Annotated in this window: 28 protein-coding genes and 1 pseudogene; 14 read left to right on the top strand and 15 right to left on the bottom strand. The window is 72.8% G+C overall.

Features of this window, described 5'->3' with window-relative positions:
- Positions 1–45: 45 nt before the first annotated feature.
- On the top strand, positions 46–999 hold the full coding sequence (locus tag DQE82_RS17795) for an FAD-binding oxidoreductase (RefSeq protein ID WP_113973249.1): 954 nt from the start codon (positions 46–48) through the stop codon (positions 997–999).
- Between the two features lie 8 nt (positions 1,000–1,007).
- Here the strand turns inward: DQE82_RS17795 and DQE82_RS17790 are convergent, their stop codons facing one another.
- Positions 1,008–1,433, bottom strand: coding sequence for an iron chaperone (locus DQE82_RS17790; protein ID WP_043325168.1), 426 nt, complete (start codon positions 1,431–1,433; stop codon positions 1,008–1,010).
- A 144-nt stretch (positions 1,434–1,577) separates the two neighbouring features.
- On the opposite strand from DQE82_RS17790, the gene DQE82_RS17785 reads away from it, so the two are divergent.
- The 3 genes from DQE82_RS17785 to DQE82_RS17775 all read left to right on the top strand — a co-directional run bounded on the left by DQE82_RS17785 (position 1,578) and on the right by DQE82_RS17775 (position 3,995).
- Positions 1,578–2,315, top strand: coding sequence for a VOC family protein (locus tag DQE82_RS17785; protein WP_113973248.1), 738 nt, complete (start codon positions 1,578–1,580; stop codon positions 2,313–2,315).
- Between the two features lie 136 nt (positions 2,316–2,451).
- The gene (locus DQE82_RS17780; protein ID WP_069089984.1) at positions 2,452–3,066 is read left to right on the top strand and encodes a dihydrofolate reductase family protein; all 615 of its coding nucleotides are present in this window, start codon (positions 2,452–2,454) and stop codon (positions 3,064–3,066) included.
- 47 nt (positions 3,067–3,113) lie between these two features.
- Entirely contained in the window at positions 3,114–3,995 is an 882-nt protein-coding gene (locus DQE82_RS17775) for a hypothetical protein (RefSeq protein WP_113973247.1), read from the top strand.
- 2 nt (positions 3,996–3,997) lie between these two features.
- On the opposite strand, the gene DQE82_RS17770 is transcribed toward DQE82_RS17775, so the two are convergent.
- From DQE82_RS17770 to DQE82_RS17745, 6 genes are read right to left on the bottom strand one after another with little or no spacing between them, the layout of a single operon-like run.
- The gene (locus tag DQE82_RS17770) at positions 3,998–4,534 is read right to left on the bottom strand and encodes an SUKH-4 family immunity protein (protein ID WP_013285189.1); all 537 of its coding nucleotides are present in this window, start codon (positions 4,532–4,534) and stop codon (positions 3,998–4,000) included.
- Complete coding sequence (locus tag DQE82_RS17765; protein WP_113973246.1) at positions 4,531–5,076, bottom strand: SUKH-4 family immunity protein; 546 nt, start codon at positions 5,074–5,076, stop codon at positions 4,531–4,533. The genes DQE82_RS17770 and DQE82_RS17765 overlap by 4 nt, the downstream gene beginning before the upstream one ends.
- The gene (locus tag DQE82_RS17760) at positions 5,073–5,600 is read right to left on the bottom strand and encodes a hypothetical protein (protein WP_043325163.1); all 528 of its coding nucleotides are present in this window, start codon (positions 5,598–5,600) and stop codon (positions 5,073–5,075) included. Before DQE82_RS17760 ends, DQE82_RS17765 begins: the two co-directional genes overlap by 4 nt.
- Positions 5,593–6,087, bottom strand: coding sequence for a hypothetical protein (locus DQE82_RS17755; protein WP_043325162.1), 495 nt, complete (start codon positions 6,085–6,087; stop codon positions 5,593–5,595). The genes DQE82_RS17760 and DQE82_RS17755 overlap by 8 nt, the downstream gene beginning before the upstream one ends.
- 3 nt (positions 6,088–6,090) lie before the next feature.
- The gene (locus DQE82_RS17750) at positions 6,091–6,420 is read right to left on the bottom strand and encodes a hypothetical protein (protein WP_113973245.1); all 330 of its coding nucleotides are present in this window, start codon (positions 6,418–6,420) and stop codon (positions 6,091–6,093) included.
- Complete coding sequence (locus DQE82_RS17745) at positions 6,417–6,830, bottom strand: YbaB/EbfC family nucleoid-associated protein (RefSeq protein WP_043325160.1); 414 nt, start codon at positions 6,828–6,830, stop codon at positions 6,417–6,419. Before DQE82_RS17745 ends, DQE82_RS17750 begins: the two co-directional genes overlap by 4 nt.
- 147 nt (positions 6,831–6,977) lie before the next feature.
- On the opposite strand from DQE82_RS17745, the gene DQE82_RS17740 reads away from it, so the two are divergent.
- Positions 6,978–7,922, top strand: a complete 945-nt coding sequence (locus tag DQE82_RS17740) for an FAD-dependent oxidoreductase (protein WP_113973244.1) — start codon at positions 6,978–6,980, stop codon at positions 7,920–7,922.
- A 54-nt stretch (positions 7,923–7,976) separates the two neighbouring features.
- Positions 7,977–8,516 (top strand): hypothetical protein, encoded by a 540-nt coding sequence (locus DQE82_RS17735; RefSeq protein WP_064447439.1) that lies wholly within the window; start codon positions 7,977–7,979, stop codon positions 8,514–8,516.
- Positions 8,517–8,525: 9 nt separating this feature from the next.
- Here the strand turns inward: DQE82_RS17735 and DQE82_RS17730 are convergent, their stop codons facing one another.
- Positions 8,526–8,807, bottom strand: a complete 282-nt coding sequence (locus DQE82_RS17730; RefSeq protein WP_043325158.1) for a hypothetical protein — start codon at positions 8,805–8,807, stop codon at positions 8,526–8,528.
- A gap of 67 nt (positions 8,808–8,874) precedes the next feature.
- On the opposite strand from DQE82_RS17730, the gene DQE82_RS17725 reads away from it, so the two are divergent.
- Positions 8,875–9,063: a hypothetical protein gene (locus tag DQE82_RS17725; protein WP_043325157.1), complete on the top strand. Its 189-nt coding sequence runs from the start codon at positions 8,875–8,877 to the stop codon at positions 9,061–9,063.
- 9 nt (positions 9,064–9,072) lie between these two features.
- On the opposite strand, the gene DQE82_RS17720 is transcribed toward DQE82_RS17725, so the two are convergent.
- Positions 9,073–9,777 carry a hypothetical protein gene (locus tag DQE82_RS17720; protein WP_113973243.1) on the bottom strand — a complete coding sequence of 235 codons (705 nt, stop codon included), beginning with the start codon at positions 9,775–9,777 and terminating at the stop codon, positions 9,073–9,075.
- Between the two features lie 179 nt (positions 9,778–9,956).
- On the opposite strand from DQE82_RS17720, the gene DQE82_RS17715 reads away from it, so the two are divergent.
- Genes DQE82_RS17715 through surE form a run of 3 tightly spaced genes read left to right on the top strand, consistent with a single transcriptional unit; the run spans position 9,957 to position 11,973 of the window.
- On the top strand, positions 9,957–10,169 hold the full coding sequence (locus DQE82_RS17715; protein ID WP_043325155.1) for a hypothetical protein: 213 nt from the start codon (positions 9,957–9,959) through the stop codon (positions 10,167–10,169).
- 57 nt (positions 10,170–10,226) lie between these two features.
- The gene (locus DQE82_RS17710; protein ID WP_113973418.1) at positions 10,227–11,153 is read left to right on the top strand and encodes a 1-phosphofructokinase family hexose kinase; all 927 of its coding nucleotides are present in this window, start codon (positions 10,227–10,229) and stop codon (positions 11,151–11,153) included.
- Positions 11,143–11,973, top strand: coding sequence for a 5'/3'-nucleotidase SurE (surE, locus tag DQE82_RS17705; RefSeq protein WP_113973242.1), 831 nt, complete (start codon positions 11,143–11,145; stop codon positions 11,971–11,973). Before DQE82_RS17710 ends, surE begins: the two co-directional genes overlap by 11 nt.
- A 48-nt stretch (positions 11,974–12,021) precedes the next feature.
- On the opposite strand, the gene DQE82_RS17700 is transcribed toward surE, so the two are convergent.
- Both DQE82_RS17700 and DQE82_RS17695 read right to left on the bottom strand, forming a co-directional pair.
- On the bottom strand, positions 12,022–12,249 hold the full coding sequence (locus DQE82_RS17700; protein ID WP_043330397.1) for a hypothetical protein: 228 nt from the start codon (positions 12,247–12,249) through the stop codon (positions 12,022–12,024).
- Positions 12,250–12,317: 68 nt separating this feature from the next.
- On the bottom strand, positions 12,318–13,145 hold the full coding sequence (locus DQE82_RS17695) for an alpha/beta fold hydrolase (protein WP_113973241.1): 828 nt from the start codon (positions 13,143–13,145) through the stop codon (positions 12,318–12,320).
- A 95-nt stretch (positions 13,146–13,240) separates the two neighbouring features.
- Here DQE82_RS17695 and DQE82_RS17690 point away from each other — a divergent pair, with 95 nt between their 5' ends.
- A complete protein-coding gene (locus DQE82_RS17690) occupies positions 13,241–14,275 on the top strand; it encodes a sigma-70 family RNA polymerase sigma factor (RefSeq protein ID WP_064447444.1) in 1,035 nt (344 codons plus the stop codon).
- A gap of 30 nt (positions 14,276–14,305) precedes the next feature.
- Here DQE82_RS17690 and DQE82_RS31155 read toward each other — a convergent pair.
- A pseudogene (locus tag DQE82_RS31155) lies at positions 14,306–14,494 on the bottom strand (hypothetical protein); the annotation flags it as partial.
- A gap of 264 nt (positions 14,495–14,758) precedes the next feature.
- On the opposite strand from DQE82_RS31155, the gene DQE82_RS17680 reads away from it, so the two are divergent.
- On the top strand, positions 14,759–15,277 hold the full coding sequence (locus DQE82_RS17680; RefSeq protein WP_043330395.1) for a winged helix-turn-helix domain-containing protein: 519 nt from the start codon (positions 14,759–14,761) through the stop codon (positions 15,275–15,277).
- Positions 15,278–15,469: 192 nt separating this feature from the next.
- Here the strand turns inward: DQE82_RS17680 and DQE82_RS17675 are convergent, their stop codons facing one another.
- Positions 15,470–19,870: a S8 family serine peptidase gene (locus DQE82_RS17675; protein WP_113973240.1), complete on the bottom strand. Its 4,401-nt coding sequence runs from the start codon at positions 19,868–19,870 to the stop codon at positions 15,470–15,472.
- Between the two features lie 261 nt (positions 19,871–20,131).
- Here DQE82_RS17675 and DQE82_RS17670 point away from each other — a divergent pair, with 261 nt between their 5' ends.
- Together DQE82_RS17670 and DQE82_RS17665 are read left to right on the top strand one after the other, a co-directional pair.
- Complete coding sequence (locus DQE82_RS17670; RefSeq protein WP_064447446.1) at positions 20,132–20,686, top strand: winged helix-turn-helix domain-containing protein; 555 nt, start codon at positions 20,132–20,134, stop codon at positions 20,684–20,686.
- Positions 20,687–20,895: 209 nt separating this feature from the next.
- The gene (locus tag DQE82_RS17665) at positions 20,896–24,126 is read left to right on the top strand and encodes an Ig-like domain-containing protein (RefSeq protein WP_113973239.1); all 3,231 of its coding nucleotides are present in this window, start codon (positions 20,896–20,898) and stop codon (positions 24,124–24,126) included.
- A 64-nt stretch (positions 24,127–24,190) separates the two neighbouring features.
- Here the strand turns inward: DQE82_RS17665 and DQE82_RS17660 are convergent, their stop codons facing one another.
- Positions 24,191–25,186: a zinc-dependent alcohol dehydrogenase family protein gene (locus DQE82_RS17660; RefSeq protein WP_233514696.1), complete on the bottom strand. Its 996-nt coding sequence runs from the start codon at positions 25,184–25,186 to the stop codon at positions 24,191–24,193.
- A 460-nt stretch (positions 25,187–25,646) separates the two neighbouring features.
- Complete coding sequence (locus DQE82_RS17655; RefSeq protein ID WP_304466110.1) at positions 25,647–26,366, bottom strand: hypothetical protein; 720 nt, start codon at positions 26,364–26,366, stop codon at positions 25,647–25,649.
- Positions 26,367–26,368: the final 2 nt, after the last annotated feature.

Here is a 26,368-nt window from a genome sequence, read left to right as displayed (position 1 = left end):
CAGAATGGGCGGGCGACCGCAGCCGCGACGCGATGGGGGCCCGCCATGACCGCACATCCGGACGTCGTCGTCCTCGGAGCTGGCGTGAGCGGGCTCAGCACCGGCATCCGGCTGGCCGAGAGCGGCGCCCGGGTGCTCGTCCGCACGGCGGCGCCGCCCGCCCGCACCACCTCGGCGCTGGCGTCGGCGCTCGTCGGCCCGAACCTGTCGCCACCCGGCGACCCGCAACGCGCCTGGACCGACGAGACGCTGCGGGTGCTCGGCGCCGAGCCCATGCCGGGCGTGGTGTGGCGCGACGGCACGCTCGCCGCCCGGCCGGCCGGGGCGACGCCCCCGTACGCCGAGCAGACGCCGGGCTTCCGGCAGCTCGGCGACGACGAGCGGCCGGCCGGCTTCGGCACCGCGTTCACCGTCCGCCTGCCGCTGGTCGACATGCCGGTCTACCTCGCGTACCTCCTGGAGCGACTCCGCGACGGCGGCGGCGAGGTGCGCCAGGAGCCGGTCGGCTCGCTGGACGAGGCGGCGACGCTGGCCCCGGTGGTGGTCAACTGCGCCGGGTTGGCGGCGCGGGCCCTGACCGGCGACACCGGCCTGTACCCGGTGCGCGGCCCCCGGATCGTGGTGCGCAACCCCGGCCTGGAACGGTTCTTCATGGAGGCGCCGATGGCGCCGGCCTGGGCGTCGATCTTCCCGCACGGCGACCACGTGGTGCTCGGCGGCGGCCAGCGACGCAGCGACGACACCACCCCCGATCCGGCCGAGGAGGCCGACGTCCTCGCCCGGTGCGTCGCGATCGAACCCGCCCTGGCCGCCGCCGAGGTCCTCGAACACACAGTCGGGCTGCGTCCCGGCCGGGCGGCGCCGCGCGTGGCGGCGCAGCGGCGCGGCGACGCGCTCGTCGTGCACAACTACGGCCACGCGGGCAACGGCGTGATGCTGTCCTGGGGCTGCGCCCGCGACGCCGCCGCGCTCGCCCTCGGCGCCGTGCCGTCCGCCTGACGGCACGGTCAGGACACGGCGGTACGCACCAGTTCGGCGAGCTTCTTCTCCACCTCCGGGCTCCACCGCACCAGCGCGAACGACGCCGGCCACATGTCGCCGTCGTCGAGGTTCGCCGCCTCCTGGAAGCCCACCGTCGAGTAGCGGTACTTGAACTTACCCGCGTCCTGGAAGAACACGACGATCTTGCCGGCGGCGTTGGCGTACGCGGGCATGCCGTACCAGGTCTTCGGCGCCAGCTCCGGCGCGGCGGACATGATCGTCATGTGCACGCGCTCGGCCAGCTCGCGGTCCTCCGGCGCCATCTGCGCGATCCGGTCGAGCACCGCCTGCAGGTCGTCGGCCTTCTTGGCGCCCTTCCTGCCCTCGGCGCGCAGCTCGGCCGCGCGCTCCTTCATCGCGGCGCGTTCCTCGGCAGTGAACCCGTCGGACATCTCGATCCCCCCTCGTTACTCGCGGTCCGCGTGGTGCCGACCGCCTGGCAGCAACGCTATGGCCCGGCGGTGGGCGCCCGCTTCTCGATTCCTGACCACCTGCCGGGACCACGGCGACCCGGCGCGGCACCTACCATCGCCGCCATGGCAACCCGGCTCGTACAGATCAACATGAAGGCACACGACGAGGTCGCGCTCGGTGATTTCTGGGCGAAGGTGCTCGGCTGGGAGATCTCCAGCGAGGAACCCGGCGTGACGAACCTCGAACCCGCGGGCCTCACCTACCCGGACCCCCGCGCCCTCTACGTCGACCTGGTCGTCTCCACCGAGCCCAAGACGGCGAAGAACCGCGTCCACGTCGACCTCGCGACCACCTCGCCCGCGCACCACACGGAGCTGGTCGCGCGCCTGACCGCGCTCGGCGCCACCCCCGCAGACGTGGGCCAGGGCGACGTGCCGTGGACGGTCCTGGCGGACCCGGAGGGCAACGAGTTCTGCGTACGGGAGCCGGACCCGCGGCGCGCGGACACCGGGCCGATCGCCGAGGTGGTGGTCGACTGCGCCGACCCGCGCGCCATGGCCGGCTTCTGGGGCCGGGCCACCGACTGGACCGTGCACGAGGTGACCGACCAGCAGGCGGTGTTGCGCTCCGCTCAGGGCGTCGGGCCCTACCTGCGGTTCGCCCGCAGCGCCGACGCGAAGACCGGATGGAACCGCGTCCACCTCGACGTCCGCCCGTACCCGTCGGACGACCTGGACGCCGAGACCGCCCGCCTGCGGACGCTCGGCGCCACCGACGCGGACCTGGGCGGGGCCGACATCCCGTGGCGGGTGCTGGTCGACCCGGAGGGCAACGAGTTCTGCGTCCTCACCCCGGGCTGACCCGCTGGCGGCGCCGGGCGGGCGAGGGCGCTCCGCCGGATTTCACGTTCCGACCCCGGTGACGTCGTCGTGGGCCGATGAGTTTGACACGGTGCGGCGGTCTACCCGTCGAACCCACCTGAGAAGGAGCACCGCGATGGCCAAAGTCATCTCCACGCTGTTCATCTCGGCCGACGGTGTCGCCGAGATCGACCCCGACTGGCATTTCCCGTACTTCGACGACAACATGGGCCGCGCCGTCACCGAGGACTACGACACCTCCGACGTGCTGCTGATCGGCCGGGAGACGTACGACAGCTTCGCCGGCGCCTGGCCGGACCGGGAGGCCGCCGGCGGTGAGGACGCGCCGTTCGCCAAGCAGCTCGGCGACATGCGCAAGGTCGTCGTGTCCCGCCAGCCGCTGGAGTTCTCCTGGCGCAACTCGGAGCTGATCCAGGGCGACCTGACCGACGCCGTGCGCGCGCTCAAGGCCGACGCCGGCATCAAGGGCATCCTCATTCCCGGCTCGATCTCGGTGGTGCAGCAACTGCTCGCCGCGGGCCTGGTGGACGAGCTGCGGCTGCTGGTGCACCCGGTCGCCGCCCGCAAGGGCCGCCGGCTGTTCGACGAGGGCGACGCGCCGTACCACCTGCGGGTGGCCGCGACGGAGGCGTACCCGACCGGCGTGATCCGGGTGATCTACACCCCGGCGCCGGCGCCGGGCGCGGCCGGGTACGACGACATCAAGGACCAGGTGCCGGCCGGCAGCTGACGATCACGGGGCGGTGGCGGCCCGGTGTGCCGTGAAAGGATCCGCCGGTGCGTCGTGCTCCGCTGCTGCTGATCCCTGCGGCCGTGGCCGCCGTCGCCCACGTCGTCGGCGTCCTGGTGGCCGCACCGCTCTGGCGCGGCGCGGAGGTGCTGAGCCTGGCGCTGCTGCTGGCGTACGCCGTCGCCGCCGGACTGCCCGCCCCGCGCTGGGCGGTGCCGGCGGCGCTCGCACCGCTGATCGTGGACGCGGTCCGCACCATGCCGGCCGGGCCGGGCGCCGGGGACTTCGGCTGGACGGTGTACGGCAGCGGCGACAGCGCCGTCGACCGGACGGCCGGCTTCGACGCGGCGCTCGCCGGGAGCTGGGCGGCGCTTGTCGCGGTGGCGGTGCTGCTGGTCGCGTGCCGGGGCCCTGGACGGCGCCGGCACCTGATCGCCGCCGCGGTCGCCGCCGCACCCGTCGTCGGGTACGCGGCAGTCCGGGTCACCGACATCGGCGTCGCCGTCGCCGCCGTCACCCCGGGCCTGGAGATCCGCACCGAGACCACGCTGACCCGGGCGGACGGTTCGGGGTACGACCAGGCCGACGTCGTGCCCGCGCTCGTCCTCGCGGTGCTGCCGCCGCTGGCGCTCGCACTCGCCGCGCTGGCGCTCGCCGTGCTGCTGGCCGGGCGGGGCCGACGGCTCGCCGCGACCGGCGCGGCACTGCTGGCGGTGCTCGCGTTGCCGCTGCTCGACGCGGGCATCGAGGCCGTGCACCTGCCTGTCTCGGCTGACGGCACCGCCCTGTTCGCCTGGTACGCCATCCCGCCCACCTTGGCGATGCCGCAACCGGTGGCGGCGTTGACGGTGGCGGTGGAGTTGGCCGCGTACCTGCTGCTCGTCGCCGGGCTGACCGGCGCGGACCGGGCCGCACCGGCGGCCGGTTGACCTCAGGCGGTCGACTCCAGCTCGTCGAAGGCCATGTTCCACCACGACTCCGGCTCGGCGAACGCGACCGGGTCGACCGGACGCAGGTCGTCGCGGATCGCCGCCGCCCGCGCGGCCCGCTCCCGCCCGCCGGGGTCGGTGGCGATGAGCTGGCCGAGCCGGTAGAGGAACTCCACGAACGCGGCGAACGTGCTGTTCACCGTCTCCAGGTTCGGCGTCTCCAGGTCCAGCAGGATCACCGCGCCGGTGCCCGCGTCCAGGCAGAACAGCAGCGCCGGGTCCTCCGGCGAGGCGCCCAGCACGACGTACGGGCGGGGGCCCTGGTCGCCCAGCTCGATCGACAGCGTGGAGAACAGCTCGACGTCGGGGACCGAGACGTCCACTGTGAACAGGATCGGCACCTCGACCGGAAGCGCGCCGTCGGGCGGGAACACCTCCGGCCCGAGCGGCCCGAGGATCGCGTCGAAACGCTGGTCGGGGAAGTAGATGACGCCCCGCTCACCCCACAGCGCGGTGAGCTGCTCGCGGGTGACTGTCACGGCTGCGCCTCGTCCTCGTCCTCGGCTTCGGCCTCGTCGAGCAGGCCCTGCCGGTCGAGGAACGCGTACCACCCGTCGTCGTCGGTGACCAGCTCGGCGTAGCCGGGGCCGAGCACGTAGTAGTGCACGAACGAGTCGAGGTCCGGCGCCAGCTCCTCGAACGCGTCGCCCATGAACCACTCGGTGCCGGTCGGCGGGAAGTACCAGACCGCCCCGGTGGCGCGCTCCAGGAAGATCGGCTCGTCGCTGCGTGTGCCGACGACCAGCCAGCCGCCCTTGTCCTGGCCGATGGGGGAGAAGTCGGGCGCGTAGTCGAGGAAGTACTGGACACCGGCCAGCCGGGCGGCCGAGGCCAGCTCGATCGCGCCGGCCCGCAGCCCGTCGGCCACGAGCAGGAACTCGCGGACGCCGTCCGGCAGCTCCGCCGGCACGTCGCCCTCGTCGGCCGGGTCGCCGATCTGCCCGTACGCGAGACTGGCCGGCTCGTCCGCGGCCAGGTCGGCGCGGAGTTCGGCGAGAAGCTGCGCGAGATCGGAAGTCAATCCACTACCTCTATTCGGATCGGGGTTCCGTCCGGCAGATTCTGGATCTGCCCCCAGATCTGGGAGCCGATGTCCGTGTTGGTTCTACCATGCAGCAGCTTGAGGTTGTCGACGGTGTCCGGCCCGCCGAGCTGCAGTTCCCACACATGGTCGGGGTGGTAGTCGCTGAGCCGTTGACTGAGCCGGTTGGCGAGGTCCTTGTCGTGCGGCCAGTACTTGTCCCAGATCTTCTGGCGGATCCGGTCCTTGTACCCGTCGGTGAGGTTCTTGTCGCGGGCCACCGGGTTGGTGGCCTTGTAGAGCTTGCCGTCGTCGCTGAGCTTCTTCAGCGCGGCCATCTTGCGCCGGAACTGGGCGGTGGCGTGGAAGTCCCGGCGCTGCACCCGGACGACCTTCGTCGGCAGGCTCCGGTTGGGCCCGGTGACCCGGACGATCGGCTTCTCCAGCTTCTCGACCGCCTTGCGGACGATCTTGCCGGCCGCCGGTTTCGCGGCGGCGCCCCGGCCGCGCCTCGGGCTAGGCATCGAGCAGTCTTCCGATGACCTGGTCGATGAGCGCGCCGACGATCTCCCGGGTGATGATCTGGAAGATCGGGATCTCGGCCAGCGAGGCGCCGAACGTGACCACGGCGGTGGCGATCGCCTGGGCGACCTCGAACGCGAGGATGGCGAGCTGCACGATCACCGCGATCTTCAGCGCCAGGACGATCGCCGCGCAGATGATCAGCCCGGCGCCGAGCAGCATCGCCGCGGGCATGCTGTCGTGCAGCACGACAGGCCCGTTCTGCTCGCCGCCCCACCACTTCTGGAACGCCGCGATCGCCGGACCGACGTTCTGCGTCCACACCTGCGCGGCAGCCGCGTCCGCCGCGCCGGCCGCCGCCCCGATCCGGCCGCCGAACTCCAGCCACGCCTGGCCCATCTCGAAGAGCTTCTCCTCGTCGGCGGCCGGCCAGGTGTAGCCGATCCAGCCGAGCGCGGTGACCAGCTCACCCGGTAGTTGCAGTCCCACGGCTCAGCCCAGCCCGCCGGCCAGCGAACGCATGGTGCCCGCGCCGTCCTCGTCGACCCGCTCGTACGAGTCGGCCATCCCGGCGATGTCGGTGCCGGCTGCGGTGAACTCGTCGGCGGCCATGCCGACGCAGTCGAAGATGTAGTTCGCCACCTCGGTGTAGGCGATGCCGATGAGCGACCCGATGTCGTCGGCGCCCCACGGCTCGCCGTAGCCCTGCATCCGTGCCTCGAACGCCTCCAGCTCGCCGGTGAACCGCTTGGCCGCGTCGGTGACGCCCCGCCCGGCGGCCCGGATCAGCGGCGGGTGCACCTCGAAGCCTCCGCCGCTCATCGCTGCCCGCCGCGTGCCATCCGCTCCTGCGCCTCGGTCAGCGCATCGAGGAACGACCCGAGCCGGGGAACGGCGGTGTCCCGTACCTCCTGCAACTGCTCCCGTAACTGCGACATGTCCGCGACCTGCGGATTCTCGCCGGTACGCAGCCCGTCGATCGCCGCGTTCACCGCGCTGACGATGTGCGCGGTCAGCTCCTCGGAGCCGAGCCGCATCAGCCGCGGCTCGACGTGCAGCGCGTGGAGCTTGCCGTCGCGTCCCATCTCGGCGCGGACCTGCCCGTCGGCGGCCTCGCCGACCGCCGGTGTCTCCGGCTCGTCCGCCGGCGGCGGACCCACTGTCCGAAGTGCCGCCATCGTCGCGTCGAGCATGCGGGTGAAGTCGCCGCTCATCGAAGGATCCGCACTCATGAGACCTCCCCAAGGCCAAACGCCACGAGCGTAACCGAGACGGACAAAGCGATTTGTCCCGTGCGCCGCCCGATCCGTCTTGGACACCGGGCGTCCGGGCGGCCACCATCGGCAGGAACACACGGGTACGGGTGACGGGAGCGGAACATGACCGAGGCGGACGTGGTGGTGGTCGGCGGCGGGGTCATCGGGATGACGACAGCGCTCACGCTCCAGCGGCTGGGTGCCCGGGTCACCGTGCTGACCGCCCACGACCCGGCCGACACGGTCTCCACCGTGGCCGCCGCCGTCTGGTACCCGAGCCACACCGACGAGGACCCACGGGTGCTGCGCTGGGCCCGGGACACCCACGCCGAGCTGCGCCGCCAGGCGGCCGACGGCGTGCCGGGGGTGGTCGACCGGCCCACCCGGATGTGGTTGCGCCACCGCTACGCCGGGCCGCCCTGGTGGGCCGACGCCTGCGGCGACCTGACGGCCGAGCCGGCGGAGCCGCCGTACACCGCGCTGCTGCGGTTCACCGCCCCGTCGGTGGAGATGACCCCGTACCTCACCTGGCTGCGGGAGCGCCTGGAGTCGGGCGGCGGCCGGGTCGTCCGCCGTGCGCTGGGCACGCTCGCCGAGGCGTACGAGGTCGCGCCGGTCGTGGTGAACGCGACCGGTCTGGCCGCCGGGCGGCTCGCCGCCGACCCGGCCGTGTACCCGGCGCGCGGGCACGTCCTGCTGGTGGCGAACCCCGGCCTGACCGTCTCGGTACGCGACGAGGGCGACCCGGCCGGCATCACGTACGTGCATCCGCGCCGCCACGACGTGGTGCTCGGCGGCACCTACGAGGCGGGGGTGGGACACACCCGTCCCGACCCGGAGGAGGCGGCGGCGATCCGCCGCCGGTGCGTGGCGCTGGTGCCGCAACTCGCGGACGCGCCGGTGCTGGGGGAGCGGATCGGGCTGCGGCCGGCCCGGCACGGCGGCCCCCGGGTCGAGATCGACCCGGCGGACGGGCGGCTGGTGCACGCGTACGGCCACGGCGGCGCCGGGGTGACGCTGTCCTGGGGCTGCGCGGCCGAGGTCGCCGATCTCGCCCTGAGTGTCTGACCGCGCGGTGCGGGCGGCCCCCCGCCGGAGCGCGCGGGCGGTAGCCTCGGCCCGGTGTCCGCCCGCCGCGCCGCACTGTCCGCCCTCGTCGCCCTGATCGCCGTCCACATCGGCTGCACGCTGGTCGCGCTCGCGGCCTACCGCCACCGGATCGGCGTGGTGACCCACGACGGCGCCAGTTTCCCGGTGGAGCTGCTCGACGCCGTGGTGCCCCTCCGCGACCTGCTGCCCGCCGTGCTCTGGCTGCTGCCGGTCACGCTGCTCGTCACGTTCGCGGCCCTCGGCTGCTGGGCCGCCCGGAGGACCGTCCGTCCCGGCGACGAGCGGCTACCGAGGGCGGCCTGGACCGCCGGCATCGCCGCGGTGCTGCTCAACCCGCTCGCGGCCGTGCGCTACGCGTCCGCGACCGCGAACGGCGGCGAGTACATGCGCACGGTGCAGGTGGAGACCACCCTCCTTGTGCTCGCCGCTGCCGTGGCCACCACGATGAGCGCGCTCGCCGTCGCCGGGTTCGTGCGGCGCTCTGAGACAGCGAGGTCGCCGTCGCGGATGCGGGTGGACGACTGGTCAGCGGGCCCGGCGGGACGAGAGTGACCTGTCCGCTCAGGTGTGCCTCGTCCACGCGACGAACCGGTGGAACAGTTCGTCGGGACGTGGGCCCGGATCGGGGTTGAGTCTCAGCAGGTCGGCGGCGGCGTCGAACAGGCATGTCGCCATGTAGATCGACAGCGCCACCCGATCCCGCCGGTATTCCAGCAGCAACAACAGGCGCGCTGGCTGGCACGGCCACGGGCCGGCGCAGACCCGGCAGAGCCACAGCGGCCGGATCGCCACGTGCGGCCGGATCGCTCTGGGCGGGCGGCCCGGCGGCGAGGATGTCGGCATACCCCATACGGTGACCGAGGCGTTGACCCGAGTCAAGGAGCCAGGTCAACTGTCTAGCGTCCGGCGTATGGAGCTGGTGGGCGCAGCCGAGATTCGCGTGATGCTGGGCGGCATCAGCAAGCAGCGGGTCTACGTGATCACCAGTAACCGCAACTTCCCGGAGCCGGTGGCCGACCTCGTGCAGGGCAAGGTCTGGTTGAAGTCGGACGTCCAGGAGTGGATCAAGGAACACCGGCCGGAGCTGGCCGCCGATTGAGCGTCCGGCTCACCGCTCCAGAACGGTGAGCCATTCGGCTGCGCGGGGACGGTATCCGTGCAGCTCGAAGAGCCCGCGCACGATCGCCGGCACGTGCCCGGCGCCGTACACGACCGCCACGTCGATGCGCTCGGAGGACCGGGTACGGATCAGCTCGGACAACGCGGCGAGCAGCCGCTCGTCGCGTTCGCCGCCGAACGCGCGCTCGGCGTGCTCGGTGAACTCGTGGTCGGCGTACCGCTCGTCGGTGGCCGACGGCAGGTCGTTCACCTCGATCTCCGGTGAGAGCAGACGTCGGGTGCCGCCGAAGAACTGCATCACCGTCACGAACGGGATCACCAGCCACATCTGGAGGCGGTACCGCAGCGGCATCGCCCGCCAGCCCTCGGCGAACTCCGCGGCCGACACGTCCGGGTTGAGCACCTCGACGCCGAGGGACGCGTACGGGATGGGGTCCGTCACCAGGCCGGAGCGCCGGTTGGCCGGCATGGCCCGGTAGGTGAGTGTCAACGCCGAGCCGACCACCGACCGGCCGCTGACGCCCTCGACGACGAGCAGGTCGCATTCCCGGAGCCGCTTCGTGACCGCCGCGTAGAACCCCGGGCTCGCCACGTGGAGCATCGGGAACACCAGGAACTCCAACCGGCTGCCGGGCCGGCGTAGCCGGAGCACGGCGGAGCGGGTGCCGATGACGCTGTGTTCGATGATCTGCATGCCTGCCCCCCGTGGCTCGGCTGCTCTTGTCGGCAGGGTAGGGCGGCCGGGCAAAGGGTCCCGTGCGCGCGGCGGCGCGGACCGGTCAGGAATCGAGAAGCCCTGGGCGGGCGCCCCGACCTAGCGTTTCCGGCACGGGCCTCCCCGCCGGGGAGGCCACCGCCGGGAGGTAGGCATCAATGGATACGCGCATCCGCCAACTGCACCGCTGGCTCTCTGTCGCCTTCACCGTGACCGTCGTGATCACCTTCGTGGCGCTGGCGCAGAAGGACCCGATCGTGTGGGTCTCCTACGTGCCGCTGCTGCCGCTCGCCCTGCTCCTGATCAGCGGCCTCTACCTGTTCGCGCTGCCGTACCTGCGGCGTCGCCGCGCCGTCGCGCGCCCGCGCTGACCTGGGGGATTACCGGGGCCGGTCAGCGGGCAACACTGGCGGATGGACCAGAAGGTGATGGTGTTCGCCCCGGCCCCGCTGTTGACGGTGACGATCGAGCAGCAGGGCGAAGCGACCGAGCTGCATCTGCACCCGGGCGGGCAGGGCGTGTGGCAGAGCCGGATGATCGCCGCGCTCGGCGTGCCGGTGACCATGTGCGTGGGCCTCGGCGGCGAGGTCGGCGACGCGGTCCGCAAGCTGCTCGACGACGAGGACGTCACGGTACGGATGGTGCGGCGCGAGTCCGGCACCGGCTGGTACGTGCACGACCGGCGGGACGGCGAGCGGACCGAGATCGCCGAGCACCCGGGCGTGCCGATGGTGCGGCACGACATCGACGAGCTGTACACGGTGACGCTCACCGAAGGGCTGCGTGCCCCGGTGAGCGTGCTCAGCGGACCGGCCGACCCGGGTGTGGTGGACCCGGACATCTACCGGCGGCTCGCCGCCGACCTGAGCGCCAACGGCGGAACTGTGGTGGCCGACCTGTCCGGGCCGTACCTGGAGGCGGTGCTCGACGGCGGGGTGAGCGTGCTGAAGGTCAGCCACGAGGAACTGCTCGACGACGGCCTGGCCAAGGACGACAGCGTGGAGGCGCTGCGCGACGCCGGCCGGCGCTGCCAGGATCGGGGCGCGCGGACGGTGCTGATCAGCCGGGCCGGGGAGCCCGCGCTGGCGCTGCCGGAGGACGGCGAGGCGCTGCTGGTGCACGCCCCGCCGCTGGAGCTGGCCGACCACCGGGGCGCCGGTGACTCGATGACCGCCGGGGTGGCGGCGGTGCTGGCCCGGGGCGGCGACATGCGGGAGGCGCTGCACGTCGGGGCCGCCGCTGGCGCGCTCAACGTGACCCGGCACGGGCTGGGCACCGGCCGGGCCGAGGCGGTACGGGAACTGGCCGGCCGGGTGCGGCTGACCCCGCTGGACGGTGACGACGATGACGGCTGACCGGCCACCCCGGGTGCTGGTGACGAACGACGACGGCGTGCACGCCCCCGGCATCCGCGCGCTGGCCCGGGCCGCGTACGAACGTGGGTTGGACGTGGTGGTCGCCGCGCCGCGGCACGAGGCGAGCGGGATGAGCGCGGCGCTGTCCGCGGTGACCGAGGACGGGCGGCTGGTGTTCGGCGAGACGGAGCTGGACGGCCTGCCCGACGTGCCCGCGTACGCGGTGGCGGCCTCACCGGCGTACATCGCGGTGCTGGCCGGGCTCGGCGTGTTCGGGCCGGTGCCGGATCTGCTGCTGTCCGGCATCAACCGGGGCGCGAACGCGGGCCACGCGGTCCTGCACTCCGGCACCGTCGGCGCGGCGCTGACCGCGGGCAACAACGGCATCCCTGCGCTCGCCGTGTCGCTCGACGTGCTCACCCCGGCGGCGGCGAGCGCGGGCAGCGGCGGCGCGGCGATAGCGGTGCTGGACAGCGTGGATGACGAGTCCCGCCACTGGGCGACCGCCGCCGAGCTGGCCGCGACGCTGCTGCCCTGGCTGGCCGAGGCGGACCCGGGCACGGTGCTCAACCTCAACGTGCCCGACCTGCCGGCCGATCAGGTGGCCGGGCTGCGGCAGGCGACACTCGCGCCGTTCGGTCAGGTGCAGGTGTCCGTCGCCGAGCGTGGCGAGGGGTTCGTGCGTACGGCGGTGGAGGAGAACGCGGTCCGCGCGGTCCCCGGCACCGACATCGCCTGGCTGGCCGACGGGTACGCCGCCGTCACCGCGATCCGGGCGCTCGGGCACCTGCCCGACGTCGAACTGCCGGTCGACCGGTGAGGGACGGCTCCGCCCCGCCACCTCGTGCGGGCGGCGGGGCGGAGAGCGTCACTCGCCAGCGGCGCGCCGCCGGTCGGCCTCGGCGTCGGCGGCGCCCACCGGGGTGCCGTCGCTGTCGCGGTCGGCCCCGGACAGGTCCACGTCGGCGCCGGCCCGGGCGGCGTCGGCAGCCGCGTCGTCGGCGCCGACGACCTCACCGCCGCCGGTCTGTCCGTCGTCGGGGACCAGTTGCCCGGCGGTGGCCAGCCCGATCGGTGCGTACCTGGGGTCGGTCATCTCGTCCTCCTCACCGGTGTTCCTCCGGAAGCGGTACCCCGGTACGGGACGCGGCACACGCGCGAGGGTCAGCGGCCCCGGTCGAGGAAGTCCAGGGTGACCGCGGCGAACAGCGGCGACTGGTCGATGTCGTAGTGGGTCAGGCCGGGCAGGATCGCCAGCGCGTGCCCGCCCGCCGGGCGGCCCTCGCCGGTCCAGCCGCCGTCGCGCCGGCCGCCGTCGAGCAGCTCGAACACCTCCACGAAGTGGCTCGGCGGGGCCATGTCGGCGTCGGCGGCGACCACGAGCGTCGGCACCCGCAGGGCACGCACCTGGTCGGCGAGGTCGAAGTCCTTCCGCATCGCCTCGCCGATCTTGTCGAGCAGCCGGGGGAAGTCCTCCGGACGCGGCGCGACCCGCTGGTACAGCTCGTACATCGGGGTGTCCTTCAGGTACTCGGCCGCCGCGGCGTTGACCTGACCCTGCTGCGCCAGCATTTCCGGGTAGACGGCGTCGCGGCGGATGTGCGCGGACGCGGCGACCAGCCGGCCGATCTTCTCCGGGTGCCGGAAACCGACGTGCAGGGCGACGCCGCCGCCGAGGGAGAAGCCGACCACGTCCGGCCGGTCCAGCCCGAGGTGGTCGATCAGCGCGGCGACGTCGTCGGCCATCAGCGCCATGTCGAGCGGCCGGTCCACGTCGGCGGTGCGGCCGTGCCCCTGCAGGTCCACCACGACGACCTGGTGTTTCGCGGTGAGCACGGGCAGGATCGGCGCGAACATCTCGCCCGAGGTGAGGCCGCCGTGCAGCAGGATCATCGGCCGTCCGCTGCCGTGTGTCTCGTGGTAGAGGCGTACGCCGTTGACGTCGGCGTACCGCCCGGGGGCGTGGGTCTCGTCGCGCTCGGTGGTGGTCATCGGTGCTCCTCGGATGTGCTGACCTGACCACCGGTGGACCGGGCGAACGGGGCGTACTCATCGCCGCGCGCCCGGGGTACTCGCGTTCATACAGCATGTGGGCTAGTTTCAGCCGGGTGAGCGAGGTGGCGAGCGTTCCCGTCGAGGCACAACTAGAGGCGTACCGGTCGGAGCTGACCGGCTACTGCTACCGGATGCTGGGTTCGGCCTTCGAAGCCGAGGACGCGGTGCAGGACACCTTCGTCCGGGCCTGGCGCAACTTCGACAAGTTCGAGGGGCGGTCCGCGCTGCGGACCTGGCTCTACCGGATCGCCACGAACGTCTGCCTCAGCATGGCCACCAGCGCGCAGCGCCGGGTCCGGCCGATGGACCTCGGCCCGGCGGGCGTCGGCACGGCCACCCATCCCGGCGAGCCGCGCCCGGAGCAGATCTGGGTCGGCCCGGCGCCCGACGACCGGGTCCTGCCCGAGGTCGCCGACCCGGCCGAGGTGGTCGCCGGCCGCGAGTCGGTGCGGCTGGCGTTCGTCGCGGCGTTGCAGCACCTGCCGCCGAAGCAGCGGGCCGTGCTGATCCTGCGCGAGGTGCTCGCCTGGTCCGCCCAGGAGGTCGCCGATCTGCTGGACACGTCGGTGGCGAGCGTCAACAGCGCGCTGCAGCGGGCGCGGGCCACGCTCGCCTCGGCCGACACCGAGGCCGACGCGCGCCGTCCGCTCGACGAGGAGCAGCAGGCGCTGCTCGCCCGCTACGTGCGCGCGTTCGAGGCGTACGACCTGACGGCGCTGACCGCGCTGCTGCACGAGGACGCGACGCTGTCGATGCCGCCGCTGCCGCTGTGGCTGCGCGGCCCCGCGCACATCGCGGACTGGATGGCCGGCACCGGCAGCGGCTGCCGCGGGTCCCGGCTGGTGCCGACGGCCGCCAACGGAATGCCCGCGTTCGGGCACTACCGGCGTGACCCCGACGGCTCAGGACATGTGCCGTGGGCGCTGATCGTCATCGGCGTCTCCGGCGGCCGGATCACGTCGCTCAACAACTTCCTCGACGTCGACCGCCTGTTCCCGCTGTTCGGGCTGCCCGACCGGCTGGAGGAGGGCGCCGGCCAGCCCGAGCAGGCCGGCCAGCTCGCGTAGGTCGTCGCCCGCCCCGCGTACCTCCAGCCCCCAGCCGAAGCGGCGCGCGGTCAGGCGCAGCCGCGCCAGCACCTCGACCGTGACCAGGTCGGGCGCGGCGACAGCGGACACGTCGCACACCACCACGCCCCGGTCTCGGCCGCGCAGCGCCTCGGCCAGTTCGGCGCAGCGGGCGGCGATGTCCGCGCGGGTCGGCGTCCCGCCGGCCAGGGAGAGCATGTGCGTGATCACACGCATTGGACCGGCGTACGTCCCGGCTCTCATCGGTACGCGCGTGCCGAACCGCGTGCAGTTACATCGACGTTAACTGCTATACCAATCATCGGTGCTCGGCTATATGATCCCGGTAGTTCACCCCGAAGCCTCACGAAACCGCAGCTCCCCGCACCCCTCGGGTCGAACTCCGCAAGCCAGGTGCCCCGCATCGTCGTGCCTGGCGACCGCCCGGCGTTGCGGTTCAACCTGCCGGAAAGGTGGGAACGGATGACAGGGATGCCGTCCTTGGTCATCGGCGTCGCGTCCTCGTCGGCCGAGCGACGGCAGCTCGCCCAGCTGCTCGGCGGCACCGAGGCGTTCCTGATCGTCTCCAGCGTCCACCAGGCCCGCCGCTTCCTCGACCTGGTCCGTCGTCCGTCCGGCCCGCCGCCGTCCCGGCCGCAACCCGCCGGTGAGCCGCCCGCTCCGTCGTCCGGCGCGTCCTCCGTCCCGTCGTCCGGGCTGGAGCTGGGTGTCGACTCCGACCGGCGGGTGCTGCGCTGGCGGGAGCGCGAGGTCGGGTTGACGCCGCTGGAGCACGACCTGCTGGTCTGCCTGGCCGGCACGCCCGGTCAGGTGTGGACGTACGCCCGGCTGCACCGCGCGGTCTGGGGCAACGACCACCTGGGGCGGGGCTCGGACATGCACTCGGTGGTACGCCGCATCCGGCGCAAGCTCGCCCGCCTCAACGTCCCCGCCACCATCCACGCCGTCCGAGGCGTCGGCTTCCGCCTGACCCCACCCTGACCCCGCCCTCCCCCACCCTGCCCCCGCCCCGCCCGCGCCCCGCGCCGCTGATCTTGCACTTGCGGCCCCTCGGGTGCGGCTTTTGTGCGCCTTGCCGGGGCGGTAAGTGCAAGATCGCGGGGGAGAGGGGGTGGCGTGGGGCGGCCCGCCCGGTGCGGGGCACCGGGCGGGCCGACTCATGTGTGTTTCGGGTCAGCAGCGGGTGGGGGAGAGGGTGAAGTCCTCCACCGTGGGCGTGCTGCTGTTGATCTTCGTTTGGCGCGTCTGGGGCTTCCAGCCGTCCTTCGCGACGATCAACGTGAGCGGGTTGTTGCGCCGGTCCATCCAGTAGGCGTACCGGCCCTCGGCGTCGGTCGTGAAGGTGTAGGAGTTCGCCCAGGAGTCGACCTGCACGGTCACGCCCGCCAGCGGCGCCGTCGCGCCCTGGCAGCTCTTGCCGGAGACCGTGCCGGACAGCTTGCCCCAGGTGTTCGGCGGCTGCGCGATCATGGTCACCGCCACCGGCTCCACGGTGTACGGGGTGTCCTCCTTGATCGCCACCGACGCCGAGTACGTGCCCGGCTGGTCGACGTTCGCCGTCATCGTGAGGGTGACGGTGACCTTCTCACCGGGCGCCAGCGTGACCTTCGACTTGTCGACGGTCAGCCAGCTCACGTCGGCGGCGGCCTCCGAGCACTCGGAGAAGCCGGGCAGGACCTCGCTGTCCTTGGTGGCCGTGAAGCTGCCCGACGAGCCGCCGATCTTGTAGAACCCGCAGGCCGCGCCGCCCCGGTAACGGGGGGTGTTGGCGTTGGGCAGGTTCGCCCACGAGTTGGTCGCCGGGTCGAAGGCGAAGCCGGCGTTGGTGATGGCGCCGCCCTGCGACCCGCCGACGACCAGCAGCTTGCCGTTCGCCACCGCGTACGAGGAGGCCCAGCTGTCGGCCGGCGCGTCCGGGATGGCGGTCCAGGCGTTCGCGGACGGGTCGAAGGCGTACCCGGCCTTCTGCGACGTGGTGCCGTCGTTGCCGCCGGTGCAGTAGACGGTGCCGTCGATCCCGCCGCAGGACAGGAACGCCACCGACTTCGGGTACGCGGGCAGCGTCTCCCAGGCGTCCGCGCCCGGGTCGTAGCGGACCACCGAGTTGGACATCGGCGTGCAGCTGGCGGTGGTGCAGCCGCCGATCGCGTACAACTTGCCGCCCGCGACCGCCTGGCCGGCCGCCGAGCGCGGCGCCGGGTTGTCGGCCTTGCGGGTCCAGGTGTTCGCCGCCGGGTCGTACGAGAAGGTGGCGGCGTCCGGTCCGGCGGCACCCCAGCCACCGGTGGCGACGATCTTCCCGTCGAGCACGCCGACCGTCATGGCGTTACGCGCGCCGGGCAGGTCGGCGATGCCGGTCCACGCCTGGGCGATCGGGTCGTACCGGTAGTTCTTGGCGCTCGACGTGGTGCCGTCGCCACCGGCGATGGAGTAGACCTTGCCGTCGACGCTGACGACCCGGTTGTCCATCACGTTCGACGGGTAGCCCGGGATGGTGGTCCACGGGTCCGCCTGCGGGGCCGCCGCCGCGCCGATGCCGGTGGACGACTTGCCGGACGAGCGGGCCGCGAACGACGTCGCGGCGGTCAGCCGCTGGACCGGCGCGCCGGTCGAGCCGAGCAGCGCCTGCTGGGACAACTGGGAACCGTCGGCCCGTTGCAGCACGAACCCGCCGTCGCGTTCGCTGAACTCGGCGTTGACCGGCGCCCCGCCGGTGTTGGTCACGGTGAACGTCTTGCTGACCTTCCCGCTGGGCATCCGGACCGTGCCGGTGATCGAGGTGGGCTTCACCGACAGCCGGCCGGCGGCGAGCTGGAAGTTGGCCGCGGTGGCCCAGTCCTCCTCGACCGTGACCTGCTTGGTCTGGCTCACGTAGTTGCCCGCGCCGGCGGTGAACGGGTGCTTGCCGGTCAGCGACGAGAACATCCAGTAGAAGCCGTCGGGCAGTTCGGTGTCGTCAGGCGTGGCCACCGTGGTGGCCTTCTCCGCCGGGCGGTCCTTGCTGGTCACCGTGGCGCCGTTGACGTAGCTGTTGTCGTTCTTGTCGCGGACGTGGCCGAGCACCAGGCCGCCGTTCACCGGCTTGCAGACGAGCGTGCTGCCGATGAGGACGTTGTCGACCTGCCACCACCATTCCCAGCTGGCCTCGTAGTAGTGGAAGCGCACCCGCACCTGCGACTGGCCGGCCGCCTGCGGGATCGGCACCTCGGTCACCCGCGGGCCGCGCACGTCGGCCGCCTGCCGCAGCACGTTGCTCCACGTGGTGCCGCCGTCGAGGCTCAGGTCGACGTCCGCGCGGTCGCTGTTGAGCCAGTTGTAGTCCTGGTTGAACCGGATCACCGGCGTGGTCACGCCGGTGAGGTCGACGACCGGGCTGACCAGCGAGGTGTCCTGCTGCCCGCCGCTGCCGTAGTTGTCGCTGTCGATGATGGCGAAGTTGCCGCTGCCGCCGGTCAGGTTGCCGCGTTCACCGGCGTCGGTGAACTCCCAGACCTGGCCGGTGCCGGCGTTGTCCACCACGGTCCAGCCGTCCGGCACGCCGGTGCCGTCGAACGTCTCGTACTCGCCGTCGGAGCTGACGGTGTAGCCGGGGGCGGTGGTGCACGCCTCGGGGTTCGCCTGCACCGCGATGTTGGCGACGGCGTTGCCCGAGCCGACGGTGACCTCCTTGGTGGTGGTCAGGTAGCCGGCGTACTGCGGCTCGACAGTGAGCCGGTAGGTCGCCCCGGACGGCAGCGACAGGCTGTAGCGGCCGGTGGTGGGCGTGGTGTAGTCGGAGATCGGCGTGCCCTCGACGCTCACCTTCGCGTACAGCGGCCAGCCGTGCCCGGACCCGTCGGTGACCTGCCCGCTGACCGTCACGCTCGGCACCGCGGTGAGCGCGACGTCAAGCGTGGTGGTCGTGTTCGCGGTGACGGTCGCGGACAGCGTGCGCGTGGCGTACCCGAAGGTGGAGACGACGACCTGGTAGTCGCCGGCCGGCAGCAGCGAGGAGTACGTGCCGTCGGCGCCGGTGGTCAGCGTGCGGTCCGCCGCGCCGGACAGCGTGACGGTGGCGCCGGCGATGCCCGCGCCGGTGGCGGCGTCGGTGACCTTGCCGGCCAGCGTGCCGTTGTCCCCGATCGGGGCGGCGGCGAGCAGCGCGAGCGCGTCCAGCCGGCCCTCGCCGTAGACGTTGTTGTCGTCGGTGGTGCCGCCGCACTGGGTGTCACCCTTGTCGATCGCCGCGTCGTCGAGCAGCGCGCGGGTCGCCGGGACGTCGCCGACCAGGGTGGGCGCCGCCGACCAGAGCAGCGCGATCGCGCCGGCCAGGTGCGGCGCCGCCATCGAGGTGCCGCTGATGCTGGCGTACGAGTTGGTCGGCACGCTGGAGCGCACGTTGACGCCGGGCGCCGAGATGTTCGGCTTGATCTCGCCGTTCTGCCCGGTGCCCCGGGACGAGAAGCTGGCGATGTTGTTGTTGACGTCGTACGCGCCGGCCGAGTAGTTGCTGGCCAGGCTGCCCGGCGAGCCACTGGTCTGGCAGGACGGGCCGTTGTTGCCGTTGGACCAGACGCCGAAGATGCCGGACGCGGTCCAGGCGTTCGTGACGTCCTCCATGAACGGCTCGTTCGACGGCGTCCTGGTGCCCCACGAGTTGTTGATGATGTTCGGCCGCTTGCTGGCGTCCGGGTTCTGCCCGTTGAGGTCGGTGGGCTCCAGCATCCACTGGCCGGAGGAGACCAGCGCGGCGTCGGACGGGCAGCACCCGTTCGCGGCGATCCACTTGACCTCGGGGGCGACACCGATCTGGTTGGCCCCGTCGGCGCCGGCCATGGTGCCCATGGTGTGCGTGCCGTGGCCGTCGGAGTCGCACGGCGCGGTGGCGCACTCGTCGGCCGCGTCGAACCAGTTGTAGTTGTGGTCGAAGGTGCCGTCACCGTTGTTGCCGCGGTACGAGTTCACCAGCGCCGGGTGGTCGAACTGGACGCCGCTGTCGATGCTGGCCACCGTGATGCCGGCGCCCTTGACGCCGTACTGGGACCAGACGTCGTCGGCGTTGATGTTGGCGATGCCCCACTCCAGCGCGTTCGCCGACTTCTCGTCGGTGCCCGGGATGGTCTCGGGGAGCTTGTACTCGATCGGCGCGTACAGGCCGTCCACCTCGGAGTGGGCGGCGAAGTTCTGCGCCATGGTCAGCGAGCCGTCGGTGACCTTGATGGCGTTGGTGGCCCAGAAGCTCTGGTACTTCGTGCCCGAGCGGTCCAGCTCGGCGCGGATCTTGGCCTGGCTCTCCGCGGCGGTCTTCTTCAGCGCCGCCGCGACGGCGGCGCCGCGCTCGTTCCAGTCCTTGATCGCGGCGGCCTTGCCCAGGTCCGCCTTGCCCGAGAAGTGGATCCAGAAGTCGCCCTCGCTCTTGCCCTCCAGCTGCCGGGTGAGTTCGGGGCGGATCTTGTCGCCGGCCGACGCGCCGGTACCCGTGCCGGCCTGTGCTCCAGTGCCGGTGGCGGCCAGCGCGGTCGCGGCGAGCACCAGGGCGGCGCCCGCGCTCACCAGCCGCCGGGCCGGGCCCCATCTGTGTGGACGTCTCAGCATCGGTGCTGCCTCCTGTTCCGATGACCCGCTGATGATCGAGCCATGGCAGAAGGGCCAGGAGACGCGCTCTCCCGACTGGTCGCACCGGTATTACCAGAACCCCCCAGGCCCCCTAGGTGTCCGTGCGGGTCTACGCCGGTCACCTGAATGGACACTATGATCGACATGAGGGAACGATCAATGACCGTACGTGAGCAACATGTCACCAACAGGCCCCCGGACCGGATGGCTTGTTGACAGTTTTTGTCACGGTGGGGCGCGGTGACGACTGACGGCACGAACGCGGCGAACTCCGGCACCGAGCCGCCGGAGCGGCCCTTCTCGCTCGTCATCGGCGTGACGTCGTCCCCGGCCGAACGGCTGCGGCTGACCGAGCTGCTCGACGGCGTCGCGCCACTGTTGATGGTCGCCGATCTGGACGAGCTGCGCGAGTTGATCACAGCGGACGCGCCGGACCCGGCCGGCGCGCCGGGTCCGCCCGTACCCGAGCCGAAGCCCGCGCCGGACGGCGCGCTGGTGATCGACGCAGCGCGCTCCACCGCCCGGTGGGGCGACCGCGAGACCGCCCTGACCCGGCTGGAGCGCGACCTGCTGACCTGCCTGACCGCCGAGCCGGTACGGGTGTGGAGCTACGCCGAGCTGCACCGGGCGGTCTGGCGCGACGCGCCGACGCACGGCCGGGCCGACGTGCAGTCCCTGGTGAAGCGGTTGCGACGCAAGCTCGACGAGCTGGGCACCGGCGTCACCATCGCGGCGGTACGCGGTGTCGGCCTGCGGCTCACCGACCACCGCCACCCCCGGGTGCGGGGCGACTGAACGCCGCGGCGGCCGGACGGCGGAACCCGTGGTCCGATCGGAGGAGCGGGCCTGCCGGTGTGGCCGGAATTGATGGCGACCGGTCGATTACCGGTGCGGCACGTATCGCGAAATGTCTTTGCCTCCTACGGTGGCGTCCGGCACGCGGACGGAGGGACCCGGGAATCACCCGAGGGGGGCCGTCCCGGCGGACAGGGAGAGTCATCTCGATGCGAGTTTGGAGTCGCGCGGTGGCGGTCATCGCCGCCGGCGCGGTCGTGGTGGTGGGCGTACCGGCGCTCGCCGGCACCGTCGTCGTGCGGGACGCCGGCGCGGCCGGCCGGACCGGCGCCCAGGCGACCGGGAGCAGCGCCGCGCTCGGCGCCGCGCGTACCACCGCCACCCGGGCGCTGGTCACCCCCGGGGACACCCGGCTGATGCCGACCACGCCCCGCACCGACACGCCGCGGATCACCAACGGCGAGATCACCGACATCGAGGTGATCGGCAACCGGGTCTTCATCGCCGGCACGTTCACCTCGATCGCGAACGTCGGCGGGTCCGCGATCGCGCAGAAGTCCCTGGCGTCGTACAACCTGGACACCGGCAAGGTGGACACCGCGTTCAAGCCGGTCATCGACGGCGCGGTCGCCGCGGTGGAGGCGTCACCGGACGGCTCGTCGCTCTACATCGCCGGCACGTTCAACACGATCAACGGCGTCACCAAGCGCAAGATCGCCCGGCTGAACCCGACCACCGGCGCGCCGATCGCCGCGTTCACCGCCACCGCCAACGCGCGGGCCACCGCGCTCGCGGTGAGCGGCAACGCGGTCTACGTCGGCGGTCAGTTCGCGACCGTCAACGGGGTCAGCCGCAGCGGCCTGGCCGCCCTCAACCCCACCACGGGCGCCGTCGACACCGGCTTCAACCTGCCGCTCACCGGCGGCATCGGCGTCGGCGGCATGCTCACCGTGCAGCAGCTCAAGCTCACCCACGACCGCAGCAAGCTGCTCGTCGTGCACACCGGCCGCCAGATCGCCGGCCAGGACCGCTACGGCGTGGCCCTGATCGGTACGGCCAGCAAGGCGCTGCTGCCCTGGCGTACCCGGCTGTGGGAGGACAACCTCTCCTTCGTCGGCGGCATCCAGCGCGTCTTCGCCGGTGACATCGCGCCGGACGACTCGTACTTCGTGGTCACCAGCGGCTCCGGCGGCGACCGGCCGCCGATCAACGACACCGCCATCGCGTACCCGCTGACCGGGAACGACCACGTCGAGCCGCTCTGGATCTCCCGGCACTTCGACAGCATCTACTCGGTCGCGATCACCGACACCGCCGTCTACGTCGGCGGGCACTTCAGCTGGCAGGAGTCGCCCACGTCGAACGTGCCGTGGCCCGGCCTGGACAACGTCGGCTACGGCACCGGCCAGGGACTCAGCGGCTACGGCCTCGGCGACCAGGTGGTCCGCCGCGACCACCTCGGCGCGCTGGACCCGCTCACCGGCACCGCGCTGGAGTGGAACCCGGGCTCCAACTCGTACGAGGGCGAGAAGGCGATGCTCGCCACCTCGCGCGGCCTGCTCGTCGGCGGTGACGGCAACGTCAAGGGCGGCAAGACCACCGGCCGGGTGGCCTTCTTCGACCTCTCCAAGGAACCCGCGCCCGCGCCGCTGGACACCACAGTCACCACGCCGATCGAGGGCGCGGTGAAACCGGCCGGCGAGGAGTTCACCATCAGCGGCCAGGCGCTCGCCCTCGCCGGAGTGGCCCGCGTCCAGCTGGAGATCCAGGACCGCAACAGCGGCAAGTACCTCCAGGCCGACATGACCACCTGGGGCGCGTTCAAGGCGATCAACACGACGCTCGCCGCGCCGAACGCCACCTCCACCACGTGGAGCCTGCCGGTGACGCTGCCGGCCGGCGTCTACCAGTTGCAGGCCAAGACGTTCGACCGCAACGGTGCCGGCGACACCACAAAGGCGGTCAAGAAGATCGAGACGTTCCGCTTCGACGACCTGCCGCCGTCGACCCGGATCAGCTCACCGTCGGCCGGCTTGCTCGCCACGCAGACGTTCGTGGCCTCCGGCACCGCCACCGACGACAAGGGTGTCAACTCGCTGATCTACTCGTTCCGCACGCCGGACAACAGGTACCTGCAGGACGACGGCACCGTCGCCGCCGTCTACAACACGTTCCGCGGCGAGCCGGACGTGATCGGCGCGACGTCCACCACCTGGCAGTACGAGGTCACGCTGCCCACCGAGGGGCAGTGGAAGATGACCGCCACCGCCGTCGACACCACCGGGCAGAGCGACCTGCGCGGCGACACCCGCGACTGGACCGTCTCCGCCAACGGCGTACCGCCCACAGTGGCGATCACCTCGCCGGTGGCGATGACCCCGCCGGGCAACCCGGCGCCGCTCACCGTCGCGCCCGGCGGCACGATCACGTTCGCCGGCACGGCGAACGACGACGACGCGCTCAAGTCGGTGGAGATCTACCTGCGCAACAACACCACCCGCGAGGCGCTGGCCAGCGACGGCACCTGGGGCGCCGACTCGGTCGCCGGCTACCACCGGATCTCCCCGGCCAACCTCGACGCCGCGACGTTCGACTGGTCGTTCACCACCGTGCCGCTGACCCCGGGCGTCTACGACTTCCGGGTACGCGCCACCGACAAGCTCGGCCTGACCACCTCCAGCAACAACATGGGCCGGCTCACCGTCACCGCTCAGGTGCCCGGCGACGCCTTCCCCAACGGGTTGCTCAGCTTCACCGGCACCAACCAGGACATCGACCAGCTGCACCTGGACCTGGCCGGCACCGCCACCGACGACAAGGGCGTACGGGCGGTCCGGATCGCGCTGCGCGACCTGGACACCGGCCGGTACGTGCAGCCAAACGGCACCATGGCCGCCGCGTTCGCCACTGTCGACGCGACGCTCGCCTCGCCCGGCGCGACCAGCACCGCGTTCACGCTCTCGATCGACCTGCCCACCCGGGGCACGTACAGCGTCGAGGCGTGGGCCGTGGACACCGCCGGTCAGCAGGACAACTCGACAAGCGGCGCGACCGCCCGCTACCTGGTCTACCCGGGTGACACCGACCCGACGCTGGAGCCGAGCATCACGCCGGTCGAGGGCCAGGCGTACACCGGCGGCCGGATCGTGATCACCGGCCGGGCCGTGGACGACGGCGGGATGCAGAAGGTCGAGGTGCAGATCGGCAACAGCGCCGGGCAGGGCATGAACTCGGCCGGCACGTTCGGCCGGGCGGGCGCGCCGACCAGCTGGCCGTGGATCGCCACGTTCCTCACCAGCCCGGGCTCGCCGGGGTCGAACTTCGCGTACACGTCGCCGGTGATCCCGGCCGGCACGTACACGGTGACGATCCGCGGCATGGACAACCGGGGGCAGTACCAGCAGCCGCCTCGTACCGTCACGGTGACCGTCACCGACTGACCGGACGGCCTCGCGGGCCGGTCCGCGCCGGGTCTCCCGGCGCCGGGCCGGCCCGTGCCCGTTCTCAGGGCTGGATCAGGCACATCCCGGCGACGGCCGGCCGGTCCATGGTGGCCAGCGCGTCCGGCGCGGCGTCCAGGTCGATGGTGCGGGTGACCAGGTCGGCCGGGCGCAGCACCCCGGCGGTGACCAGCCGCAGCATCTCCGGGTACGCGTGGGCCGGCATGCCGTGGCTGCCGAGCAGCTCCAGCTCGTACGCGATCACCAGGTCCATCGGCAGCGCCGGGCGTCCCTGCGCGGCGGGCAGCAGCCCGACCTGCACGTGCCGGCCGCGCCGGCGCAGGCCCTCGATGGACGCCACGCAGGTGGCGTGAGCGCCCAGCGCGTCCAGCGACAGGTGCGCGCCCCCGCCGGTGGCGTCCCGGATCGCGGCGGCCACCTCGGCGGGACCGCCCAGCGTGCTCGCGTCCACGCAGACAGCGGCGCCGCTGTGGCGGGCCAGTTCCAGCGCGCCGGGCGACACGTCCACCGCCACCACCCGCGCCCCGCTCGCCGCCGCGATCATCACGGCGGACAGGCCGACGCCGCCGCAGCCGTGCACCGCCACCCACTCACCGGCGGCCACCCGGCCCTGCGCGATCACGGCCCGGAACGCGGTGGCGAACCGGCAGCCGAGCGCGGCGGCGGCCGCCTCGTCCAGCTCGTCCGGCAGCCGGACCAGGTTCACGTCGGCGTGCCGTACCGCGACCAGCTCGGCGAACGAGCCCCAGCCGGTGAAGCCCGGCTGCGTCTGCCGCTCGCAGACCTGCTGGTCGCCCGCGAGACACGACGGGCACCGCCCGCACGCGCAGACGAACGGCGCGGTGACCCGGTCGCCGGGCCGCCAGCCGCGTACGTCCGCGCCGGCCGCCACGACGACGCCGGCGAACTCGTGCCCCGGCACGTGCGGCAGACGGATGTCCGGGTCGTGGCCCTGCCAGCCGTGCCAGTCGCTGCGGCACAACCCGGTAGCGCCGACCCGGACGACCACCCCGTCCGCCGCCGGCGCCGGATCATCCACCCGGCAAACCTCTGGCCGCACCCCGAACCGCTCGAACACCACAGCACGCATGCCCCCGATCCTCACACCCCACCCCGCGCCCCCTCCCGCCCCCTCCCCGCTCCCGCGATCTTGCACTTGCGGGCCGGTAGATGTCCTGAATGCCCCATCTGACCGGGCGGAAAGTGCAAGATCGCCGGCGAGGGCCGGTGCCAGCCTCGCCTGCCCGTCCCAGGCGCGTCGGGTCTCCCATGGCCCGAGATCCGTGGTCCGTATCACGGGTGGCTCGGGGCGCCGAGGCGAGGGAGGGCGCGCGGGGCGGCTCGAGTCGGCGAACCAGGGAGCTCGGGGCGGGATGGGCTCTCACGCCCGGCCCCTCCCTTCCCGGTGATCAAGGAGTTTGTGTCCTTGTCGGGGCGGTGCCAGTCCGCAAACTCCTTGATCAACGCGCAAGACGCGGGGGAGGGAGCGGGCGGGTGGGTTACAGGCGGTGGCCCTGGGGGTCTCGGGCGATGATGCCGTCCAGGCGGGTTCCCGGAGTCAGGGTCTTCGGGTCGAACCAGAAGATCACCACCTGGGGGTCCTCGCTCCACCTGGCCAGCTTCGCCTCGACCTGCCGGCCGTCGACTGTCCCGACGATGCGGGCCGCCGGCCCGACGAAGTAGCCGAACGTCGGTACCGACGTGTCGGTGGGCGCCCGCTGCTGGTCGTACCCGATCTCGTGGAACCCGGCCCGGCGGTCGCTGCCGGACACGTCGTTGAGCAGGAAGTCGGAGGTCAGGTGGCCGTCCGGCGCGCGGCGGCCGGCGACCAGGCCGATCGTCACACGCGGCAGTTCCGGCACGTCGATCGGGACCATGAAGAACACGCGCGCCTCGGCGCCGTACCGGATGCCGCTGTCCACGACGGTCCCGAGCGGCTGTAGCGGCGACTGGGTCGGGGCCGGCGCGGCCGTCGGCGTGGGCGCTGGAGGGCCGGCGGACGCGGTGGCGGCCGGCTCCCCGCCCGGGAGGTTCGGCGGGCCGGGCCGCGTCGCCACGGCCTCGACGCCGAACGCCACGGCGAGCACCGCCGTCATCGCCGCCACGGCTGCGCCGGCCCGCCGCCGCCGGCGCAGCCGCCGCCCCCGGCGCATGATGTCGTCGAGGTCCAGACCACCGGCCCGCTCGGTCGCCCGCATGGCCCGGCGCAGCTCGTCCATCT

Origin of the sequence: Micromonospora sp. LHW51205, assembly GCF_003315815.1 — a bacterium.
Taxonomy (GTDB): domain Bacteria; phylum Actinomycetota; class Actinomycetes; order Mycobacteriales; family Micromonosporaceae; genus Micromonospora; species Micromonospora chalcea.
The sequence above is the reverse complement of the archived record's forward strand: the minus strand, read 5'-3'. Positions and strand labels throughout refer to the sequence as shown.

Excerpts from the sequence above, each read along its gene's own strand:
- DQE82_RS17680 (WP_043330395.1), top strand. The coding sequence starts at position 14,759 with ATGACAGGGATGCCGTCCTTGGTCATCGGCGTCGCGTCCTCGTCGGCC.
- DQE82_RS17790 (WP_043325168.1), bottom strand. The coding sequence starts at position 1,433 with ATGTCCGACGGGTTCACTGCCGAGGAACGCGCCGCGATGAAGGAGCGC.
- DQE82_RS17665 (WP_113973239.1), top strand. The coding sequence starts at position 20,896 with ATGCGAGTTTGGAGTCGCGCGGTGGCGGTCATCGCCGCCGGCGCGGTC.
- DQE82_RS17750 (WP_113973245.1), bottom strand. The coding sequence starts at position 6,420 with ATGAGCGGCGGAGGCTTCGAGGTGCACCCGCCGCTGATCCGGGCCGCC.
- DQE82_RS17710 (WP_113973418.1), top strand. The coding sequence starts at position 10,227 with ATGGTGTTCGCCCCGGCCCCGCTGTTGACGGTGACGATCGAGCAGCAG.
- DQE82_RS17720 (WP_113973243.1), bottom strand. The coding sequence starts at position 9,777 with ATGCAGATCATCGAACACAGCGTCATCGGCACCCGCTCCGCCGTGCTC.
- DQE82_RS17745 (WP_043325160.1), bottom strand. The coding sequence starts at position 6,830 with ATGAGTGCGGATCCTTCGATGAGCGGCGACTTCACCCGCATGCTCGAC.
- surE (WP_113973242.1), top strand. The coding sequence starts at position 11,143 with ATGACGGCTGACCGGCCACCCCGGGTGCTGGTGACGAACGACGACGGC.
- DQE82_RS17760 (WP_043325163.1), bottom strand. The coding sequence starts at position 5,600 with ATGCCTAGCCCGAGGCGCGGCCGGGGCGCCGCCGCGAAACCGGCGGCC.
- DQE82_RS17655 (WP_304466110.1), bottom strand. The coding sequence starts at position 26,366 with ATGGACGAGCTGCGCCGGGCCATGCGGGCGACCGAGCGGGCCGGTGGT.
- DQE82_RS17690 (WP_064447444.1), top strand. The coding sequence starts at position 13,241 with ATGTGGGCTAGTTTCAGCCGGGTGAGCGAGGTGGCGAGCGTTCCCGTC.
- DQE82_RS17695 (WP_113973241.1), bottom strand. The coding sequence starts at position 13,145 with ATGACCACCACCGAGCGCGACGAGACCCACGCCCCCGGGCGGTACGCC.
- DQE82_RS17725 (WP_043325157.1), top strand. The coding sequence starts at position 8,875 with ATGGAGCTGGTGGGCGCAGCCGAGATTCGCGTGATGCTGGGCGGCATC.
- DQE82_RS17795 (WP_113973249.1), top strand. The coding sequence starts at position 46 with ATGACCGCACATCCGGACGTCGTCGTCCTCGGAGCTGGCGTGAGCGGG.
- DQE82_RS17675 (WP_113973240.1), bottom strand. The coding sequence starts at position 19,870 with ATGCTGAGACGTCCACACAGATGGGGCCCGGCCCGGCGGCTGGTGAGC.
- DQE82_RS17740 (WP_113973244.1), top strand. The coding sequence starts at position 6,978 with ATGACCGAGGCGGACGTGGTGGTGGTCGGCGGCGGGGTCATCGGGATG.
- DQE82_RS17780 (WP_069089984.1), top strand. The coding sequence starts at position 2,452 with ATGGCCAAAGTCATCTCCACGCTGTTCATCTCGGCCGACGGTGTCGCC.
- DQE82_RS17730 (WP_043325158.1), bottom strand. The coding sequence starts at position 8,807 with ATGCCGACATCCTCGCCGCCGGGCCGCCCGCCCAGAGCGATCCGGCCG.
- DQE82_RS17715 (WP_043325155.1), top strand. The coding sequence starts at position 9,957 with ATGGATACGCGCATCCGCCAACTGCACCGCTGGCTCTCTGTCGCCTTC.
- DQE82_RS17785 (WP_113973248.1), top strand. The coding sequence starts at position 1,578 with ATGGCAACCCGGCTCGTACAGATCAACATGAAGGCACACGACGAGGTC.
- DQE82_RS17700 (WP_043330397.1), bottom strand. The coding sequence starts at position 12,249 with ATGACCGACCCCAGGTACGCACCGATCGGGCTGGCCACCGCCGGGCAA.